This window comes from Oceanobacillus sp. E9 (assembly GCF_001741975.1).
GTDB classification, from domain to species: domain Bacteria; phylum Bacillota; class Bacilli; order Bacillales; family Amphibacillaceae; genus Oceanobacillus; species Oceanobacillus kimchii.
In genome coordinates, this window is sequence record NZ_LSNA01000008.1 from 62168 (window position 1) to 80982 (window position 18815).

Annotated in this window: 18 protein-coding genes; 3 read left to right on the forward strand and 15 right to left on the reverse strand. The window is 35.0% G+C overall.

Annotated features, from left to right (window positions below; all coding sequences use genetic code 11):
• Positions 1 to 71: 71 nt before the first annotated feature.
• The 8 genes from treR to AQ616_RS14005 all read right to left on the reverse strand — a co-directional run bounded on the left by treR (position 72) and on the right by AQ616_RS14005 (position 10997).
• Entirely contained in the window at positions 72 to 785 is a 714-nt protein-coding gene (gene treR / locus AQ616_RS13970) for a trehalose operon repressor (protein WP_069686041.1), read from the reverse strand.
• Between the two features lie 12 nt (positions 786 to 797).
• Positions 798 to 2459, reverse strand: a complete 1662-nt coding sequence (gene treC / locus AQ616_RS13975; protein WP_069686042.1) for an alpha,alpha-phosphotrehalase — start codon at positions 2457 to 2459, stop codon at positions 798 to 800.
• Between the two features lie 123 nt (positions 2460 to 2582).
• The gene (treP, locus tag AQ616_RS13980; RefSeq protein ID WP_069686265.1) at positions 2583 to 4481 is read right to left on the reverse strand and encodes a PTS system trehalose-specific EIIBC component; all 1899 of its coding nucleotides are present in this window, start codon (positions 4479 to 4481) and stop codon (positions 2583 to 2585) included.
• A gap of 184 nt (positions 4482 to 4665) precedes the next feature.
• Positions 4666 to 5460 carry a YtvA family blue-light photoreceptor gene (gene ytvA, locus AQ616_RS13985; RefSeq protein WP_017795669.1) on the reverse strand — a complete coding sequence of 265 codons (795 nt, stop codon included), beginning with the start codon at positions 5458 to 5460 and terminating at the stop codon, positions 4666 to 4668.
• Between the two features lie 76 nt (positions 5461 to 5536).
• Positions 5537 to 6601, reverse strand: a complete 1065-nt coding sequence (locus tag AQ616_RS13990; protein ID WP_069686043.1) for a PQQ-dependent sugar dehydrogenase — start codon at positions 6599 to 6601, stop codon at positions 5537 to 5539.
• Between the two features lie 267 nt (positions 6602 to 6868).
• The gene (gene typA, locus AQ616_RS13995) at positions 6869 to 8692 is read right to left on the reverse strand and encodes a translational GTPase TypA (protein ID WP_017795667.1); all 1824 of its coding nucleotides are present in this window, start codon (positions 8690 to 8692) and stop codon (positions 6869 to 6871) included.
• A gap of 248 nt (positions 8693 to 8940) precedes the next feature.
• Positions 8941 to 10311, reverse strand: coding sequence for a sensor histidine kinase (locus AQ616_RS14000; RefSeq protein ID WP_069686044.1), 1371 nt, complete (start codon positions 10309 to 10311; stop codon positions 8941 to 8943).
• A 2-nt stretch (positions 10312 to 10313) separates the two neighbouring features.
• On the reverse strand, positions 10314 to 10997 hold the full coding sequence (locus tag AQ616_RS14005; RefSeq protein WP_017795665.1) for a response regulator transcription factor: 684 nt from the start codon (positions 10995 to 10997) through the stop codon (positions 10314 to 10316).
• Positions 10998 to 11159: 162 nt separating this feature from the next.
• Here AQ616_RS14005 and AQ616_RS14010 point away from each other — a divergent pair, with 162 nt between their 5' ends.
• On the forward strand, positions 11160 to 12533 hold the full coding sequence (locus AQ616_RS14010; protein WP_069686045.1) for a S1C family serine protease: 1374 nt from the start codon (positions 11160 to 11162) through the stop codon (positions 12531 to 12533).
• Between the two features lie 292 nt (positions 12534 to 12825).
• On the opposite strand, the gene AQ616_RS14015 is transcribed toward AQ616_RS14010, so the two are convergent.
• A complete protein-coding gene (locus tag AQ616_RS14015; RefSeq protein WP_069686046.1) occupies positions 12826 to 13500 on the reverse strand; it encodes a yteA family sporulation protein in 675 nt (224 codons plus the stop codon).
• Positions 13501 to 13704: 204 nt separating this feature from the next.
• Between AQ616_RS14015 and AQ616_RS14020 the strand changes: the two genes are divergently transcribed.
• Positions 13705 to 14601 carry an NAD(P)-dependent oxidoreductase gene (locus AQ616_RS14020; RefSeq protein ID WP_017795662.1) on the forward strand — a complete coding sequence of 299 codons (897 nt, stop codon included), beginning with the start codon at positions 13705 to 13707 and terminating at the stop codon, positions 14599 to 14601.
• A 91-nt stretch (positions 14602 to 14692) separates the two neighbouring features.
• On the opposite strand, the gene AQ616_RS14025 is transcribed toward AQ616_RS14020, so the two are convergent.
• Both AQ616_RS14025 and AQ616_RS14030 read right to left on the reverse strand, forming a co-directional pair.
• Positions 14693 to 14986, reverse strand: coding sequence for a hypothetical protein (locus AQ616_RS14025; RefSeq protein WP_017795661.1), 294 nt, complete (start codon positions 14984 to 14986; stop codon positions 14693 to 14695).
• Positions 14987 to 15065: 79 nt separating this feature from the next.
• Positions 15066 to 15263, reverse strand: a complete 198-nt coding sequence (locus AQ616_RS14030; RefSeq protein ID WP_017795660.1) for a cold shock domain-containing protein — start codon at positions 15261 to 15263, stop codon at positions 15066 to 15068.
• Between the two features lie 278 nt (positions 15264 to 15541).
• Between AQ616_RS14030 and AQ616_RS14035 the strand changes: the two genes are divergently transcribed.
• Positions 15542 to 16807 carry a glycosyltransferase family 2 protein gene (locus tag AQ616_RS14035; RefSeq protein ID WP_069686047.1) on the forward strand — a complete coding sequence of 422 codons (1266 nt, stop codon included), beginning with the start codon at positions 15542 to 15544 and terminating at the stop codon, positions 16805 to 16807.
• Positions 16808 to 16992: 185 nt separating this feature from the next.
• Here the strand turns inward: AQ616_RS14035 and AQ616_RS14040 are convergent, their stop codons facing one another.
• The 4 genes from AQ616_RS14040 to AQ616_RS14055 form a co-directional block, all read right to left on the reverse strand.
• Positions 16993 to 17199: a hypothetical protein gene (locus AQ616_RS14040; RefSeq protein WP_017795658.1), complete on the reverse strand. Its 207-nt coding sequence runs from the start codon at positions 17197 to 17199 to the stop codon at positions 16993 to 16995.
• 16 nt (positions 17200 to 17215) lie between these two features.
• Entirely contained in the window at positions 17216 to 17584 is a 369-nt protein-coding gene (locus AQ616_RS14045) for a DUF2642 domain-containing protein (RefSeq protein ID WP_017795657.1), read from the reverse strand.
• 102 nt (positions 17585 to 17686) lie between these two features.
• Complete coding sequence (locus AQ616_RS14050; RefSeq protein WP_017795656.1) at positions 17687 to 18115, reverse strand: spore coat protein; 429 nt, start codon at positions 18113 to 18115, stop codon at positions 17687 to 17689.
• A 24-nt stretch (positions 18116 to 18139) separates the two neighbouring features.
• On the reverse strand, positions 18140 to 18742 hold the full coding sequence (locus AQ616_RS14055) for a spore coat protein (RefSeq protein ID WP_017795655.1): 603 nt from the start codon (positions 18740 to 18742) through the stop codon (positions 18140 to 18142).
• Positions 18743 to 18815: the final 73 nt, after the last annotated feature.

Genomic DNA, 18815 nt, shown 5'->3' on the forward strand with positions numbered 1-18815 from the left:
GTGGGCAACAGAAATCCAAAAATATTGTTCGTTTTTATGTTAAATGGCGTGAGTATACAGTCAGTAATGCATCATTTTGTACGTCTAGCAAAGTCAACAAAACGGAATTTATCTGGGCGATGTCGAGACTCCGTGTATTGAAATAAAGTAGTATCATTTAAATACACTTGACTTCGAATAACAACTACATTATAAAATCCTTTTAAGTCTAATAAAGCCTTATCTTCTTCCATTGGCTCTTCTACAGTTACTTCTTTATGTGCGAACCCTATTTTTAATCCCAACGTTTCTTCAATATGCTGATAAATGGATTGACTGCATATTTTCTCTGAAAGCTTTGGAATAATAGCTTCATTAAAATAATCTTTATCTAAGATAATTTTCTCTCCTGCTATCTCACGAACCCGATGCACATACCATACAGCATCCTGTTTATCTGGACTAAGCGTACGGTAAATTTTATTCTGTGTTGGAGTAAACCCTATTTCATGAACATAGGTATGGCTATCTTGTTGTAATTTATCCATAAGCTCCGTAAAGCTCTCAATTCCAGACACCGGAAAAGTAAATTTATCATAATCTAATACAACAGAGCCTTTTCCTCTTACTTTCTGAATATAACCATTTTGAGAGAGCAAATTTAACGCTTTGCGAATGGTCTCTCTGGATGTCTCATAGTGTGTTGTTAGTTCATTCTCAGAAGGTAAAAGACTATCAATCGGCCATATATTTTGCTTTATTTTCTTTACAAGATCATCATAAATTGATATATACTTATTCTGCATGTTCAAACCTCTTTAGTTAATAAAATAAACAATGGATTCATAAGGACGTAAGTGCAATTCAGATAAAGAATCTTTAACGTCTTTATAATTTGAAATCAAGACTTTGACTTTATCTCCTTCGTCGATAGGGAGACGGACCGTAACCGATTCTTCATAGAAATTACTCACAACTACTATTTTTTCATTCATCCATTTTCGTTCATAAGCAAATACAGATGGATGGTCTTTTAATAATAGCTGATAATCACCATAAGTAATAATATCATACTTTTTACGTAATTTAATGAGTTTTTGATAATGATAAAAAATCGATTCACTATCTTTTAATGCACTGTTTACATTAATAGTACTATAATTTGATACTGGTTTTATCCATGGTTCCCCTGTTGTAAAATCAGCATGTTTATCTGCAGACCATTGCATAGGAGTTCTGCCGTTATCCCGAGATTTATGTTGTAAAATCTCCATAATGTCAGACAATGATTTGCCGTCTTCCTTCATTTCTTGAAACGCATTTAAACTTTCAACATCCCTATATTCATCTATATTTTCAAAATATGGATTCGTTATTCCTATTTCTTCTCCTTGATAAATATAAGGAGTACCCTGCATCATATGCAACGTAGATGCAAGCATTTTTGCAGATTCTTTCCAATACGTCTTGTCATCCCCAAAACGCGATACTACCCTTGGTTGATCATGGTTGCACCAGAATAGAGCATTCCATCCATTTCCTTCATGCATACCAACTTGCCATTCAGATAAGATTCGTTTTAATTCTAAGAAATCAAAAGGAGCTTTCGTCCACTTTTGCCCACCTGGGTAATCTACTTTCAAATGATGGAATTGGAATGTCATTGTTAATTCCTGCCTTTCCGGTCTCGTATAACGGATGCACTCCTCTAATGAAGTAGAAGACATTTCCCCTACAGTAAGCATATTGTATTTAGAAAATACGCGCTGATTCATTTCATGTAAATACTTATGAACTTTTGGTCCATCTGTATAAAAACGCCTTCCATCTCCTATATCATCATCGGGAAAGGATTGATCTTTAGAAATAAGATTAATGACATCTAAACGAAATCCATCAATACCTTTTTCCGCCCAATATCCCATCATATCAACTAGTTTAGTTTTCATCTCTTCATTTTCCCAATTAAGGTCTGCTTGAGAAGTATCAAATAAGTGTAAATAATATTGTCCAGTATTTTCATCCAATTCCCACGCAGATCCACCAAATTTTGACTTCCAATTTGACGGCTTTGCATCCCCTACAGGATCTTTCCAAATATAGAAATCTCGAAATGGGTTTTCTTTAGAAGATTTTGCTTGTTGAAACCACTTATGGGAGGTGGAAGTATGATTAATGACTAAATCCATAATTAATTTCATACCACGTGTATGTGTTTCCTTTAATAGTTGTTCAAAATCCTTCATCGTTCCGTACGCTGGGTCAATCGTGTAATAATCACTAATATCATATCCATTATCATTTTGTGGGGATTGATAGATAGGTGTTAACCAGATGACATCTACTCCAAGTTTCTCTATATAATCAAGTCTGGAAATTATCCCCTGTATATCTCCCATACCATTTCCTGTTGTATCTTGAAAACTCTTTGGATAAATTTGATATACTACTGCTTTTTGCCACCATGCTGACTCTGCCATGTTGAATTCACTCCTAAACTTATTTGAATCAATTTCCACAATTAAGGAATTTGGTATGAAATTCCGAATGCTGCGCTGTTTGATTTCCATTGCAGACGGAATTGCTTTTTTGCAGGCACTGACTTATTTATTACTTGTACGTTGTTTTCTTATTGCGATGAAATACGTTAATAAGAATGGAATAATGACTACTATTGCTATCCCGATAAAGAAAGCTCCCCAAGTATGATTAACGATAGATAAAAATGCCGGCATTCCACCAATTCCTATTCCTGTAGCAAGAACATTTTGCAACGTAATAAAAGCCCCTGCTATAGAAGTTCCTAATACTGCTGCAATGAATGGATACTTAAAGCGCAAGTTGACCCCAAACATAGCTGGTTCTGTTATTCCTAACCAAGCAGAAATCCCTGACGTGCCAGCCAGGCCTTTTAATTTTTCATCTTTTAATGCAAACATCATCGCGAATACTGCAGCACCTTGGGCAATATTAGATAATGCCAATATTGGCCATAAGAATGTCGTTCCTGTTGAACCTATTAATTGTAAATCTACTGCAAGAAATGTGTGATGCATTCCTGTGATTACCAATGGTGCATAAATTGCTCCATAAATCATTCCACCAATAATTGGAGCTGCTTCAAATATAGTTACGATACCATCTGTTATCCATCCACCAATTGTAAACGTAACTGGTCCAATTAATGTAAATGCAAGAAACCCAGTAATTAATAATGCAACTGGTGCAACAACAAGTAGTTGTAATGAATCAATTACTTTACGTCTTAACCATATTTCAATTTTAGCTAATACCCAAGCAGCTACTAAAACCGGTAAGACCTGACCTTGATAACCGATTTTTTCAATTTCTAATCCAAATAAATTCCAAGTCGGAATAGTATCTCCATTACTCACTGCATTACTATAGGAATGTGCATTTAATAAATCTGGATGTACTAATATTAAACCAAGAACAATTCCTAAAAGCGGATTACCGCCAAACCGCTTCACCGCTGACCATCCAATTAATGCTGGTAAAAAGGTAAAAGCCGTATTAGCAATGATATTAATCATATCGGCTATTCCAGCCCAAGAAGGATATACTTGCACCACTGACGCATCAAAGAAGACACCTTCGTTTGCAAGTAAATTATTTATTCCCATTAACAGACCTGCTGTTACAATCGCAGGTAATATCGGGATAAATATATCGGCTAATGTTTTTACACCACGCTGTAATGCATTTTGTTTTTTTCCTCCTGCTGCTTTTACTTCTTCTTTAGAGGATTCTTTTATTCCAACATTATTAACCATGGACTTATATATTTTATCTACAGTTCCTTGGCCAATGATAACTTGATACTGCCCGCCTGTCACAAATGTTCCTTGGACAATATCCATCTCATCTAACTTCTTCTGATCTACTTCTTCATCATCTTTTAATGCAAAACGCAGTCTTGTAACACAATGAGTTGCTGCATAAATATTGTCAAGACCACCTACCGCTCCCACGATTGCTTTAGCTTCTTCAGCATAATCATCTTTTTGATTTTGTGCTTTTTTTGAAGAAGATCCATTGTTTATTGTTTTCATTTTCACTTCAAATAGAGTGGATTTTCCCTTCTCTACCTCTTGGTCTTCCGAGAAACTCCATTCATGTACACGATTACTATTCGTAATAATTATAGGTGTAATGATACTTGCTGCATTTTCCTTTATAAACGGTAGATCAAAACTAACTAGTCTATCTCCAGCTTGTACTTGATCTCCTTTTGACACATGAACTTCAAATCCTTGTCCATCTAAATTTACTGTTTCCAATCCAATATGAATTAATATTTCTAAACCATTATTTGTTGTTATACCGATTGCATGTTTGGTAGGAAATGTAAGTGTTACCTTTCCATCAGCTGGGGCTACAACTTCACCTTCTATCGGTTCAATAGCAACTCCTTCCCCCATCATTTTCTGTGAAAATGTAGGATCAGGTACTTTATCTATCGAGATTTGCTTTCCATTCATTGGCGCTAAAACTACTTGTCTAATTGCTTCCTCCAAGGAATTCCCCTCCTTTTTTCATATCGCAAACTTGTATATACAAGTATATTATTTGTTAACAGTATAACTTGTATATACATATTTTGCAAATGCTTTCATTTAATTGAAAAACCGAATGAAATTACAATTCCATTCGGTGATTCCAATATTATTTAGCATTTAATTCTTTTTGTTTTATGAATTCGACTGCCATTTTTACATCTTTAAATGTTTGCATGCCACTCCAAGTATCTTGAATCGATAGAGTCTTCATCGCCATATCTGGTCGAATTCCTGCTACAAGTAAGTCTTTTCCCATCATCGATACAAATTGATGAATTTTCAAGAATCGAGAAACCGTATATGTATCCATTTCAAACAAACCAGATAAATCAATAATTAAATATTGTTGATCGGAACTCTCTAAGTAATCCGAGAGAGAAGTTATTAGAGCTTCTATTCTCGTGTCATTCATGGTTCCAATTAGCGGAAGAATAGACACATCCTTCATAATCGGAACAATTGGTGTAGATATTTTTTCAATCTCTTTTAAACTCTTCTCATACAGTAACTCATTTTGCTTTTCATTAGTAATATCTTTTTGAACACCTACAAAGAAGTACTTCTTTTCTTGCTCATTCCACATATGATCAATAGATAATTCATTCCAAAAACCCGTTCCATCTTTCTTATAATTATATAGTTGAATGGTGATCGACTCTTTATTGTGTATTGCTTTTCGAAGCAATTGAATACTACGTTCATCTGTATCTTTACCTTGTAAGAATCTACAATTCTTTCCAATTATTTCGTTTTCTTCATAACCAGTTAGCTCTAAAAACCCCTTATTAGCAATGATTATTGGATTATCCTCGATAGAAGGATCAGTAACGATTATTCCTACACGTGTATAATTTAAAGCTTGCTCTAGCAAATGCATTCTTTTTCTACTATCAAGTTCCAATTTTTCTTCCCCCTTTAAAATTCCTTATTATACTATAGGTTATTTAATTATAAGATACGAATCATTGAATTCTAAACTACTCTTCCAATGGGATCCATAATAACCGATCATCATTATCTGATGGATCGCCTCTGCCATCTGTGTTATTTGTGATTATATATAATCCATTATTTCCATATTTAACATCTCGAATTCTTCCTTCATCTTCTAATATTGTTTCTACTTCATTATCACCAGGATTATACGACTTGACACTTTCGCCCCTTAATGTAGAAAAATAGAGTACATCATTAGCAAATTCCATTCCTGATGGAGCCCATGTATCTTCGCCAGAATGAATAATGGGACTTACCATATTTTCCCCTGTTTCATCTCCTTCAATAACAGGCCATCCAAAATTGCTTCCAGTTTCTATTAAATTAATTTCATCTAACGCACTATTACCATGTTCTGTAGCATATAATTCTCCTTTTTCATCCCAAGCCAGGCCTTGCGGATTTCGATGTCCATAGCTATACACATAGGAATTATCAAATGGATTATTTTCTGGTATGGAACCGTCCGGATTCATCCGTAAAATTTTACCTGCTAAGCTGTCTAGATTTTGTGCTAATTCTGGTTCTGAAGCATCACCAACGGTAATATATAAAAGATTATCTGGTCCAAACTGAATTCTTCCACCATGATGATATGTACCACCTGGAATTTCATCTAGCAATATTTCTTCTTCTACCCATGATTCTCCTTGTTCTGAGATAGTCGTAATTCGTTGAAAATTACCGTTATTGGTACGATAGGAGTAATAAATATAGGCTCTATTAGAAGTTGTAAAATCATTTGGGAATGCGATACCTAAAAGTCCAGATTCCGGTTCTCCTGCTAAATCATCCATAAATTCTACCGGCTTTCTTGTTAACTCGCCATTATCTGCGATCTCGACTATATTACCAGGACGTTCAGTTAAATAAATCGTTTCGTCTACTTGCTCAATAGCCCAAGGGGTTTGTAATTGAGATGCAACGACTTGTTGCTCATTACTCGAAGTTGTGGCATCTGAAGATTCTTCCGGTGATGGATTGGATTGTTCGGCACATCCAGTTATAAATAAGATGCAGAATAAGAGACCGTATATAATACGCATTATATCCTCCTTATAAAATAAGATTTCCAACAGTAAGGTTCATGGTGACTGAAAAAACTACTACTAAATTGTTTACCCATTTTACTCTAGAAAAAAACCCCTTATTACAATTTTATTTCTTTAAATTATGAGCAAAGTGTAAGCGCCCGTGAGAGAATGGCGGAGTATATCTCTGAAGCGGTTCACATGGACCATGACTGTTTCTTGCCTTGTAAAAAAAGCTGTCGAACTAGTATAGAAACTAATTCGACAGCTTAATATTTTTTATTATGCTTTACGCTTTGCAGCTTTTTCTCTCTCATTTTTATTTAAGATTTTCTTCCTTAATCGAATGGATTCAGGAGTTACTTCACAAAACTCATCATCACTTAAATATTGCAGTGCTTCCTCTAAAGATAAAGTTCTAGACTTACGGATTGTTGTTGTTTGATCTTTCGTAGCTGAACGAACATTAGTTAAATGTTTTTCACGTGTTATATTAACCGTTAAGTCATTATCACGATTATGTTCTCCGACGATCATACCGGCATATACTTCTGTTCCTGGTGATACAAAAATCACACCACGATCTTCTAAATTCATAATACCGTAAGTAGATGCCTTTCCGTTTTCCAGTGCAACTAACACACCTTCACGACGTCCACCAACTTGACCCTTAATAAGTGGCTCATAAGCATCAAATGTATGATTTAAAATACCGTATCCACGAGTTTGCGACATAAATTCAGTAGTATAACCTAATAATCCACGAGAAGGAACTTTAAATTCAATACGGACTTGACCATTTCCTTGATTGACCATATCAATCATTTCACCCTTACGTTCACCTAGCGATTCCATAATTGCACCCGTGTACTCTTCTGGTACATCTACTTGTACGCGTTCTACTGGTTCACATTTCACACCATCAATTTCACGAATGATAACTTCTGGCTTGGATAATTGTAATTCATAACCTTCACGACGCATGTTTTCTATCAAAATAGATAGATGCAACTCTCCACGACCAGATACCGTCCATACATCTGGTGATTCCGTTGGGTCTACACGTAGGCTTACATCTGTCTCCAACTGTTTCATTAAACGTTCTTCAATTTTGCGAGAAGTAATGAATTTTCCTTCTTTACCGGCAAAAGGACTATTATTGACTAAGAATGTCATTTGTAACGTTGGTTCATCAATACGTAACCAAGGCAGTGCCTCTGGATGTTCCACAGGACATACTGTTTCTCCTACGTTTAAATCTTCCATACCAGAAAGTGCAACGATATCACCAGCTATAGCTTCTTGGATTTCAATACGTTTTAATCCAATAAAACCAAACAGCTTAGAAACTCGGAATGATTTCTGAGATCCGTCTTGTTTTAATACAACCACTTGTTGGCCAACTTTTATACTTCCTCTAACAACTCTTCCTACACCTATTCTCCCTACATAATCATTGTAATCTAGTAAGGTTACTTGAAACTGTAAAGGCTCCTCTTTCGTATCAACCGGCGCTGGAATATGTTCTAAAATCGTTTGGAAAACCGGATCCATTGTTTCTTCTTGTTCTTCCGGCTCTAATCCTGAAGTTCCGTTAATAGCTGATGCATATACAACTGGAAATTCCAATTGTTCATCATCGGCACCTAATTCAATAAATAGATCAAGTACTTCATCAACTACTTCTTCTGGGCGTGCATTTGGACGGTCAATTTTATTGAGCACTACCATCGGCGTTAATTTTTGCTCCAATGCTTTCTTTAAAACAAAACGTGTTTGTGGCATTGTACCTTCATATGCATCTACTACTAAGGCAACACCATCTACCATTTTCATGATACGTTCTACTTCTCCACCAAAGTCAGCGTGCCCAGGTGTATCTAAAATATTTATCGTTGTATCTTTATATTTAACAGCTGTATTTTTAGCTAAAATTGTAATTCCACGTTCACGTTCTATATCTCCAGAGTCCATTGCACGTTCATCGACATGCTCATTGTCTCGGAAAGTTCCAGAATATTTTAATAGTTGATCCACAAGCGTTGTTTTACCGTGGTCAACGTGCGCAATAATTGCGATATTGCGAATATCATTTCTTAATTGCATAAATTTTACGCTCCTCTATCATCTTCAAAATGAATAACCAATTAATTATACCATATAACCAAACAAAGTGAAAATATATACAGTAGGAATTTCGTTCTTCTCGCAATGTATATTAATGCTATAAGGCTATGTCTCAAAAGACCAACAGAAACGAATTTTTACCGACAGTTTATCCCCTAGTCATCTTTTCAATAAGTCGCATAGTCTAAAAAGTATTACTATCAGTTACATGCGTAACAAATAGAAAGTTATTTTGACTTTTGTTTATTGTCATTTGTCGGCTGATATCTAGGCAATTGAATAGTGAATTTGGCTCCACCAATTTCGGAATTCGATGCAGAAATAGCACCACCTGCTTGTTCAATGATTGCACGAGCTATTGCTAGTCCAAGACCAGTCTCGCCATCTTTCCCTTTTACAAATCGATGGAAAATATGCTCTGCATCTTCTTCTGTTATACCGCTCCCGTCATCTTCTACATCAATCATTACCTTTTGCTCTTTTTCATATACTTGTATATTTACAGTTGATTTTGAATGACGAATTCCATTGAATACAACATTAAGTAAAGCACGAAGTAATTTCTCTTCATCTGCAAAAATGATAATCCCGCTCTCTACTTGATGGTTTAATTCTATACCTTCTTCACTTACTATTGGATGTGCTCGGTCGACTACTTGGCGTACAAATTGATCCGCCTTAAGTGGAAAAGGAGTATATTCAGCAGGCTCCGTATCTAATTTTGCAAGTAAAATCATTTCATTAATGATTCCTTTCAGTCGATTCACCTCTGTAACCATTACTTCTAATCCTTTTTCTGTATCTTTTTCATCAAAAATTCCATCTCTTATACCTTCAGCATATCCCTGAATCGTCATTAATGGTGTTTTTAATTCATGACTCGCATTTTGGAAAAATGTTTGTTGGGATTTCATATATTGCTCCAACGTTTGAGCCATATCATATACACTTTGCTCTACTTCTTTTATTTCTCCAGTTGCTTTCACCCTGCTCATTCGATCAAACTGACGGTTTTCTACCTTTTTTAACTCGGTTTTCAATTGCGACAATGGCGTCACAAGCTTATTCGTCATGAAATAACTAAGTATAACAGCAGCTACCGCCCCAACAAGAAATACTAAAAGAAGACGAACAAAGAAATTTTGCTGTACCACTTGCAAATCATGCATCGGAGTTAATAGGATAAGTTCCAATCCAGTTTGCTCCGGGGAGAAAATAATACGTGAGGTAACAAAATTATCATTTCCATATTCCCATAGAAACTCTTCATTATTCTCAAAATTGTTTTGTTGGAAAAATTCATTTACGACCGTAATATTCATAGTTGAAAATAATACTGTGTCTAAATTTCGATCATATAAGAATAACTGTAAATCCTGATCTTGTAAGAAATCATTTATATTTTGATAATTATTGACATCATCATTATATTGTTCATTAAGAAAACTAACCAACAGCTCCCCAGTTTCAGCTAGTTGTCTTTTTTCGTCTTGAATGAGTAGATCCAATATCAAAGAATAAATAATGTAGCCCGCCGTTGTCATTATAACTAGAAGTAATGCCGTAAAGGCAGCGTTTAATTGAGACTGAAGCTTCATTGTTATTCCTCATCTTTTCTTAAGCGATATCCAAATCCCCATACGGTCTCTAATGGAATATTGCCCATTTTTTTACGTATTCGTTTAATCAAATCATCAACTGCACGATCACTACCAAAATAATCATTTCCCCAAATTTTCATAAGCAACTCTTCTCTTGAAAATGCTCTGTTTGGATTTTCTGCAAGTAAAAGAAGCATATCGTACTCTTTCGTCGTTGTTTCAAATTCTTCTCCTTCAAAAAATACCCGACGTTCATTTTTGTATACCAGCAGCTGATCTACTTTTACGCGGTCTTCTTCCACATCATCTTGGCGTTGTGAAGTTGAACGTTTAAATAGTCTCTTCACTCTAGCTATTAACTCTCTAGGACTAAACGGCTTAGTTAAATAATCATCCCCACCTAATTCCAGTCCAAGTATTTTATCAATTTCTTCATCTTTTGCAGAAATAATGATAATGGGAACATCACTTTCATTACGGATTTTTTTGCAGAATTCATATCCATCCATTCCTGGTAACATAATATCTAATATCCACATATCAGGTGGGTTGTTTTCCCAAAGCTTCCAGCCATCCTCTGCATTATCCAAAATTGTAGTTTGATATCCTTCTTTTTTTAAATACGCAGAAACAATATTTTGAATGTTTGTATCGTCTTCAACTAGACCAATATGAACTGTCATTGACCTTCACCTTTTCTTTTTATAGTTATATACATTTTTACATAATTCATTTAATAATTACAATAGAAGGTGTCATTACACATTTTTTCCACATTTGTACCAAATGATTACCTTTCAAACCACCTATAATAAAGATATCAACATCCATTGGAGGTGCTTTGCATGAATTATAGAGACAATAATAACGATGAAAGAAATTTTCCAGAAGAGGAGAATCGAGAAAGTCCTTCAAATATTGAACAAGAGCGACAAGATAGAGAGAGTAGTGATGAGACTTATTATGATGACCATTCATCTCCATATAATGAAACTGCTTCTACATCAGAAAACGATATTGATAGCAATTCCTCAACATCAAAAGCTGCAAAAAACAAACAACGTGGGGGATGGTTACGAAGTTTTTCTGGAGGAGCTATTGGCGGGATAATTTCCTCACTTATTATCTTGATGCTGTTAGGTAACAATATACTCCCTGTTTCTAATAATTCGGTAGAAAGTAATCAAGATAATTCAGAAGGTGATAATGAAACGTCTAATATTGTTCAGACTTTAGCTTCTGATGATGCGGAAAAATCCACAAATATCGATGAAGTATCTAAAGCTGTTGTTGGTGTAATTAATAAGCAACAGCAAAGTGTGTGGGAGGGTAGTCAAGAGGCAGGCACTGGTTCTGGTATTATCTATAAAAAAGAAGACGGCACTGCTTATGTTGTAACCAATCAACATGTTGTTGATGGAGCACAAGAAGTAGAAGTCGTTATAGATGAAGAGCACCGTGTTTCTGCTGAAGTACTTGGCGTAGACTCTTTAAGTGACCTGGCAGTACTTGAAATAGATGGCGAAAATGTAGATACAATCGCTAACTTCGGTTCTAGTGCAGATACACAAGTTGGAGAGACCGTACTTGCTATCGGAAATCCACTTGGTATGGAATTTGTAAATACAGTTACAAAAGGAATTATTAGTGGGTTAAACCGTTCTGTAGAAGTAGATACCAATAGTGATGGTAGAGCAGATTGGATTACTGAAGTATTACAAACTGATGCTGCTATTAATCCCGGAAACAGTGGTGGAGCATTAGTTAATGAAAATGGAGATGTTATTGGCATCAATTCCATGAAAATTGCACAAAGCAGTGTAGAAGGAATTGGATTTGCTATCCCAGTTGATGAAGCATTACCTATCATTGAACAGTTAGAAACAGCAGGTGAAGTGTCTCGTCCACTTATCGGAATTAGTACAGCTCCACTAAATCAAGTGCCTGCACAATATCATGCTGAGATAGAAATTCCAGATGATGTGAAAGGCGGTATGGTTATTGCAGATGTTCAAGCTAATTCTCCAGCAGATAACGCTGGACTGGAACAATTTGATGTAATCACTAAAGTCAATGATAATGAAGTAACTTCTATTATAGAATTACGTAAACATCTCTATGAGAATGGAGAAGCTGGTGAACATGTTAAAATCGAATATGTTCGTGATGGTGAAGTACATTCCATCACATTAAAATTAGATGAATTTCAGACAGAATAATATTTTAGAGGTTTATTTCAAAGAGGTTGGGACATTAAAAAATTGGGGCAAAAGAAGCGGATGTTAGGATAAAACAAGCGTAAGAAATATACGGAGGCCCCTTGTGGGGAGAAGGCATAGATGAGACTCCGGATTGCATATAGCAAACGAAGGCTCACCTGCCGCCCACGGAAAGCGGTGTATATTACTGAAGTGGGTTTCAAAACCTATTTATTCCAAATTAACTTTTGTCCCACTCTTATTAATCCTACGCAATTTCAATTTATATTACATACTTTAAATCCAATCTTCGTTAATTCCATTCTTCATCCAAATCAGCTTCATACTTCTCATGATTTGGCATTACTTTTTCAAATTCCCCGTAAATATTAGCTGCAGCAAAATCACTAATATCTTCTGTTAGCTCCTCACTATTAGCATACATATCATCATAGTTTTCATGGTCTCCATATAAATCGGAAGGGGTTTCTGATGTTCCATACCGACTAACATCTTGCCATGTGTCTTCTTTATCATACACATTTTGTTCGTCTTCATATTCTTCATCTGGATTGAGGTTAGGACTATACGATTGCTCCTCAGTTGGCCGGTATCTTTCTCTACCACCTTCATTTGCATGCTCGATACAACGATCAGTGGTTGGTATTGCCTCTAACCTTTCATACGGTATATCTTCTCCACATACCGTACATATACCATAACTCCCCTCTTCTAATGCATGTAATGCCTTATTAATGTCCTCTAATTCTTTTTCCGTGTGCTCTTGCAAAGAAATATCTTTTTCTCTTTCAAATAATTCCGTCCCAGTGTCTCCAGGATGATTATCATAATTGGATAGTTCTCCGACATCCTCACGTGCAAACTCTACATCCAATCCAAAAGTATGCTTTTGCACTTGCTCAATTAACGTCGATTGCCTTTGCAGCAATGCTTCCTTACATTCAAGTTGCTGTTGTTTGGATATCATTTTTTCTCCCCCTTTTGGTACATGCTACGTTGATACAATAAAATAATGGCTAGTTATACTATGTGTGATTTTAGATGAATGATTCCTATTCAAACATTCCAGTTACTGACAAGACATTTAATTAATTTTTCTATTAAGTAAAAGAAGGATTCACTGGAATTTTGTAGAATGGTTGTATAGGTCTTAAAATAAGGAGAATGTAAAATGTTGTCAGCTAACACAACTACGATAGGTTTCATAGGTACTGGAGTAATGGGGAAAAGCATGGCAAAAAATTTAATCAATGCTGGTTATTATTTACGAATATTCACAAGAACAAAATCCAAGGCTGATGATTTATTAAATATAGGTGCAAAATGGGATGAGGATATACCAACATTGGCAAAACAATGTGATGTAATTATAACCATGGTAGGTTATCCTTCTGATGTGGAAGAAGTATATTTAGGTGATCAAGGTTTAATAAAAAATTGCAAAGAAGGTTCCTATCTCATTGATATGACTACTTCTAAACCATCATTAGCTGAAGAAATTTTTTCGGTCGGAAAAAAACATGGTTTGTACGTATTAGATGCCCCTGTATCAGGAGGAGATATCGGAGCAGAAAGTGGCACCTTAGCTATTATGACAGGTGGGGAAAGAAGTGTATATGATTACGTTCTTCCTGTTTTTCAAGTTCTTGGAGAAAATATATCTTACCAAGGACCTGCAGGAGCTGGTCAGCATACTAAAATGTCAAATCAAATAACGATTGCTTCCAACATGATTGGAGTTTGTGAGTCCTTACTATATGCAAAAAAAGCTGGACTAGACGCGAAAAAAGTATTGGCTACCATTTCTACTGGTGCTGCAGCTAGTTTCTCACTTTCAAAATTGGGAGCTAGGATGCTTGAAAATGACTTTGCTCCAGGCTTCTATGTAAAACATTTTATTAAAGACATGAAAATTGCTCTTGAATCTTCTCAAGATTTCGGATTGGATACTCCAGGATTAAAGCTAGCTATAAAATTATATGAAGAACTTGCAAATATGGGTGAACAGGATAGTGGAACCCAAGCGTTAATTAAAACTCTTGCCTACAGATCAGAAATGACAGTATAGATATATTTGGATTTTGATAAGTGGAAGTAACAATTACAAAATCAAAGCCGAATGCCTTTTATAGTAATATAATAGCCAAGAAATGTTTCAGCTATTTCTGTTTCATCTCTTGGCTTTTTTCAAATACTATCATTGCTAAATCATCATTGCCATACGCTTGAAGGATCTGAATAATCATTTCCGTATCAATCGGATCTGACTCTGAAGCATCAACTGTCCAATCTATAACTTCTTTAAGAATGGAATTATTCATTTGTGTTGGATAAGCTTCTCCATAAACAGCAAATGGGTCTAGTTGATGGTTGATGCACCATTGCGCAAATATAAGTACCATTCTTTTTTCATCTTCTTGATATTGACGAATTACTTCTTCATTTTTTCCCATATGAACACTTCCCTTCTAACGCAGTAAAAAGAAGAAAAGGACTACCGATTTGGTAGTCCTTGTTTATTTTAATGATTAATTATAAACGAACAACGTTTGCAGCTTGTGGGCCACGGTTACCTTCAACGATTTCAAATTCTACATCTTGACCTTCTTCAAGAGTTTTGAAACCTTCAGCTTGGATAGCTGAGAAATGTACGAATACATCGTCTCCATCTTCACGCTCGATGAAACCAAAGCCTTTTTCTGCATTAAACCATTTTACTTTACCAGTCATTAAAATGACCTCCTTTAACAAGATCTGCAAGTAAATTGAATCCTAAATACTTTTACATCATCTTGAAAAAGAGACCGTAAAGTATTTCTGAAACTCCAATTTCCTTTTGCAACTTTATTTTACTCTTTTTGTCAGTAAATTGCAAGCGTTTATCTTAGCGCAAAATCTGACATTATTCGCTATTCACCTGCTCAACTTCCCATAAAAAAATCACCACTTATTAAGCATGATTTTCTTTTTCAATACATAAATTTTAACCGTGAATGGAGGAATATAAATTGAACAATTTTCTAGTTTGTATTATTAATAGCCTGAATAAACAGACATTTATGAATACATTACAATCCCTTAAACCACTAAAATCATCTGTTTCGGAGATTCGATGTATTAATTTAAAAAATAACAGTTTGACGAAAGATATTAACAATCCTCTACTAGAACAAATTTCTCTTATAGACAATGATTTAGGTTTAACGCTTAATCGTATAATCGAAAAATCAAAAGCAACAGCGGTATTATTTTTTTATAATACCGACTATTTACAAAGTAATTTTTCGATAGCAAATGACACAATATATCATATAGAAAAAGAATATAGAAATGTAACGATTAACTACCCTGCCTTAGTTCCAATATCAACATTAATAAAGTATCCATTTCATTCAAGTAAACACCTTGTATTTCAAGAGGCAATCTTTCCCTTATGGTTAAGTAAAGAAAATTTTAGTACATCAAAGATATTAAATATCAAACCAACAAAGGTTAATAATTCTAGATCTGAAGTGGAAAAACAACAAGTAATCCATTCTTATAGTTCTAAACTTAACCACAAACAAGCTCCTTCAATCGCTGTCTTAATTTGTGCTTATAATGCAGAATCTTATGTTGACACTGCCATCCAATCTGCATACTTACAAAATGAACCAGCGGATGAAATTCTTATTATGGATGATGGATCAACTGATTTCACTGCTTCCCGTATTAATCAATGGACCAAGTTTCAACCAATACGTACCTACTATCAAAAGAATAAAGGAAAAGCGAAGGCATTAAATAAATTGCTCTCTTACGTAAATAGCGATTTCATTCTTGAATTAGATGCGGATGATTGGTTAGACTACGACGCTATATCAACCATTAAAAATTATCTCCACTATTTAGAAAAAAAGTATGTTCTTCTTTATGGTAATTTCAGAAAATGGAAGCAACTCCCTAACGATGAAGTAATATATACCACACATGCAAAAGGAAAACAAATTCATCATAAACAACAATTATTTAAATACTCCTTACCTCTGGGTCCAAGAATCTATCGTACATCTAGTTTAAAATCAATTCATGGATTTCCAACAATTCCTTTTGAAGAAGGTAGACTATATGAAGATGTGACAGTACTGCATTCCTTATTGGATCGCGGAAATTTTTGTTATTATGATTTTACTATTTACAATGTAAGAGTACATGATCAAAGCATTACTAAAAATAATCATTTCAAATGGCGAGATTATGTAAAGTATATGGAACAAAATTTCAAGACAGATTAAACTAAGTGCATAAGGGATGTGACATAACAATTAGTAATATAACGCTTTATAAAATACCTTAATTGAAAAAAATGAATAATCTAGTGAGAGGATGGCACAGGCGAGCCTTCTTAAATTTAAAATTACTCATAGACTCGCCAGCCAACCAAGTGTTACCGTAATATATCTTTGACTAGGATCTTAACTTATGCCGCACTAGAAAAGCGGACAAAATTAATTGCACTCAAAGCAATATATCGTCTATTACTACCACTATAACCACCAGTTTCAATCACTAGAACCACTCCAAGTGAAACACTGGATAATACGCCTTCAATCAGGTTATTGTCTGTAGCAATCTCAATTGTTGTTCCTATACGGGAAGCTAATTCAGCTGCAAACGTATTATTCATTAATTATCTCTCCTTTTTAAGATTCGTTTACTGTTTCGATTTTATCAATTAAAACTAGCACTTGTTCTCCATTATCAATCAGAACAATATAGTCATTTAACACAGAAATAAGAAGTCCTGATACGATACCAAACGGAGTAGAGACATCCACATTTTCATTTAATAGGCCAAGTAATACTTGTCGTATATTACTTGGTAAACTACCTCCGTTTCCGTTCTCTCCATTTCCACCACTACCAATACTAATTCCTCCCAAGTCTATACCTAAATCAATGCTCGGAAAATCAATTGAAAAATCAGTATTCGTTAATGAGTTTGTATTTAAGTTTTGCAAGTTTTGAAGAAGAGATAACAACCTTGCCTGGCGCTCTGTCAAATTAGCCAATTTCTTTCATCCTTCCTGTTTTAAATTTTCCAACATAACAGGAACCCATGAATAGAAACTTGTAGAAATAAACCTACTATCTGTTTTCTTTAAAAATTGTGATTATAGAATATCCAGGCTAACTACTATAGCAACAAGCACTTGGATAAGCAATTGAATATTAATAGCAATATCGGTATCAGTTGTTGTAATGCTTACATTTTTCGATTTTTCCACAATCGTTTTTTGACGATTACTTTGCTTTACTTTAATTACCTGTTTAAAGTCTTGTAATACATCATCGGATCGTTCGGAGTCTGCAATAGTTATACTAAGAACAACTGCGATTGCGACCTGAATACCGATCTGAAGAGAAATTGCCGCCTGCGTATCTGTACTGGTAACTTCTACACCTTCAGAGTCTTTAATGATAATCCATTCATCTGAGAACTGCTTTTCCGATTTAACCTGATCCGCCTCTTGCTCTATATCAGCATTATTTTTGTCGTCATCACAATGATCCAATGCACGCCATTCTTTAGCGTATGTCATCCTTCTCACCTCAATTCATTAAATTTATAAAATATCAACTAACAGGATTATCGCTACTAACACTTGAAGCAAAAGTTGAATATTAATAGCCAAATCTGTATCTGTAGTGGTTACTCTAGCATCTTTGGTATTATAGATATAAATTTTTTGTTTGTTTACTTGGTCAATATCAGAAAACTGTATTAATTCTTGGGCTACAGCATCCCCTCGTTCTGAATCTCCAATTGTGACTCTAATAACTAAGGCGATTGCCAACTGTAATGCTGCCTGCAAAGTTACTCCAACTTGAGTATCTGTCGTGTTCACTTCGATATCACAGGATTCCCTTACCCAAATCAGTTCAGCAGATTCCTGATCCATAAATGAGTATTGGTTAGCATCCTGTACAACTGTTGCATCATCGTTACTATCGTTAAAATAATTTTTATCGAAATGTGAATTACTCTTGTAATCGTAGTCGCAAGTATCTTTGCAATCGTGATCACAATGACAATCACAGTGATGATCACATCCACATTCATGCCGTTTTTCCGCTACAGGCTCAAGATGTTTTTGTTCATGATCATAATAAAAGTATCGATTTTCTTGGTAACGGTCCCCAGCATTTGAACTTCGATAAGTTGTCATATTAACACTCCTTTCTAGTGGTTATAAAATAATCTATGGATTTTTCAACTAGATGGTTGCACACTTTCCCTAA

Excerpts from the sequence above, each read along its gene's own strand:
- treR (WP_069686041.1), bottom strand. The coding sequence starts at position 785 with ATGCAGAATAAGTATATATCAATTTATGATGATCTTGTAAAGAAAATA.
- treC (WP_069686042.1), bottom strand. The coding sequence starts at position 2,459 with ATGGCAGAGTCAGCATGGTGGCAAAAAGCAGTAGTATATCAAATTTAT.
- treP (WP_069686265.1), bottom strand. The coding sequence starts at position 4,481 with ATGAATGGAAAGCAAATCTCGATAGATAAAGTACCTGATCCTACATTT.
- AQ616_RS13990 (WP_069686043.1), bottom strand. The coding sequence starts at position 6,601 with ATGCGTATTATATACGGTCTCTTATTCTGCATCTTATTTATAACTGGA.
- typA (WP_017795667.1), bottom strand. The coding sequence starts at position 8,692 with ATGCAATTAAGAAATGATATTCGCAATATCGCAATTATTGCGCACGTT.
- AQ616_RS14000 (WP_069686044.1), bottom strand. The coding sequence starts at position 10,311 with ATGAAGCTTCAGTCTCAATTAAACGCTGCCTTTACGGCATTACTTCTA.
- AQ616_RS14005 (WP_017795665.1), bottom strand. The coding sequence starts at position 10,997 with ATGACAGTTCATATTGGTCTAGTTGAAGACGATACAAACATTCAAAAT.
- AQ616_RS14010 (WP_069686045.1), top strand. The coding sequence starts at position 11,160 with ATGAATTATAGAGACAATAATAACGATGAAAGAAATTTTCCAGAAGAG.
- AQ616_RS14015 (WP_069686046.1), bottom strand. The coding sequence starts at position 13,500 with ATGATATCCAAACAACAGCAACTTGAATGTAAGGAAGCATTGCTGCAA.
- AQ616_RS14020 (WP_017795662.1), top strand. The coding sequence starts at position 13,705 with ATGTTGTCAGCTAACACAACTACGATAGGTTTCATAGGTACTGGAGTA.
- AQ616_RS14025 (WP_017795661.1), bottom strand. The coding sequence starts at position 14,986 with ATGGGAAAAAATGAAGAAGTAATTCGTCAATATCAAGAAGATGAAAAA.
- AQ616_RS14030 (WP_017795660.1), bottom strand. The coding sequence starts at position 15,263 with ATGACTGGTAAAGTAAAATGGTTTAATGCAGAAAAAGGCTTTGGTTTC.
- AQ616_RS14040 (WP_017795658.1), bottom strand. The coding sequence starts at position 17,199 with ATGAATAATACGTTTGCAGCTGAATTAGCTTCCCGTATAGGAACAACA.
- AQ616_RS14050 (WP_017795656.1), bottom strand. The coding sequence starts at position 18,115 with ATGACATACGCTAAAGAATGGCGTGCATTGGATCATTGTGATGACGAC.
- AQ616_RS14055 (WP_017795655.1), bottom strand. The coding sequence starts at position 18,742 with ATGACAACTTATCGAAGTTCAAATGCTGGGGACCGTTACCAAGAAAAT.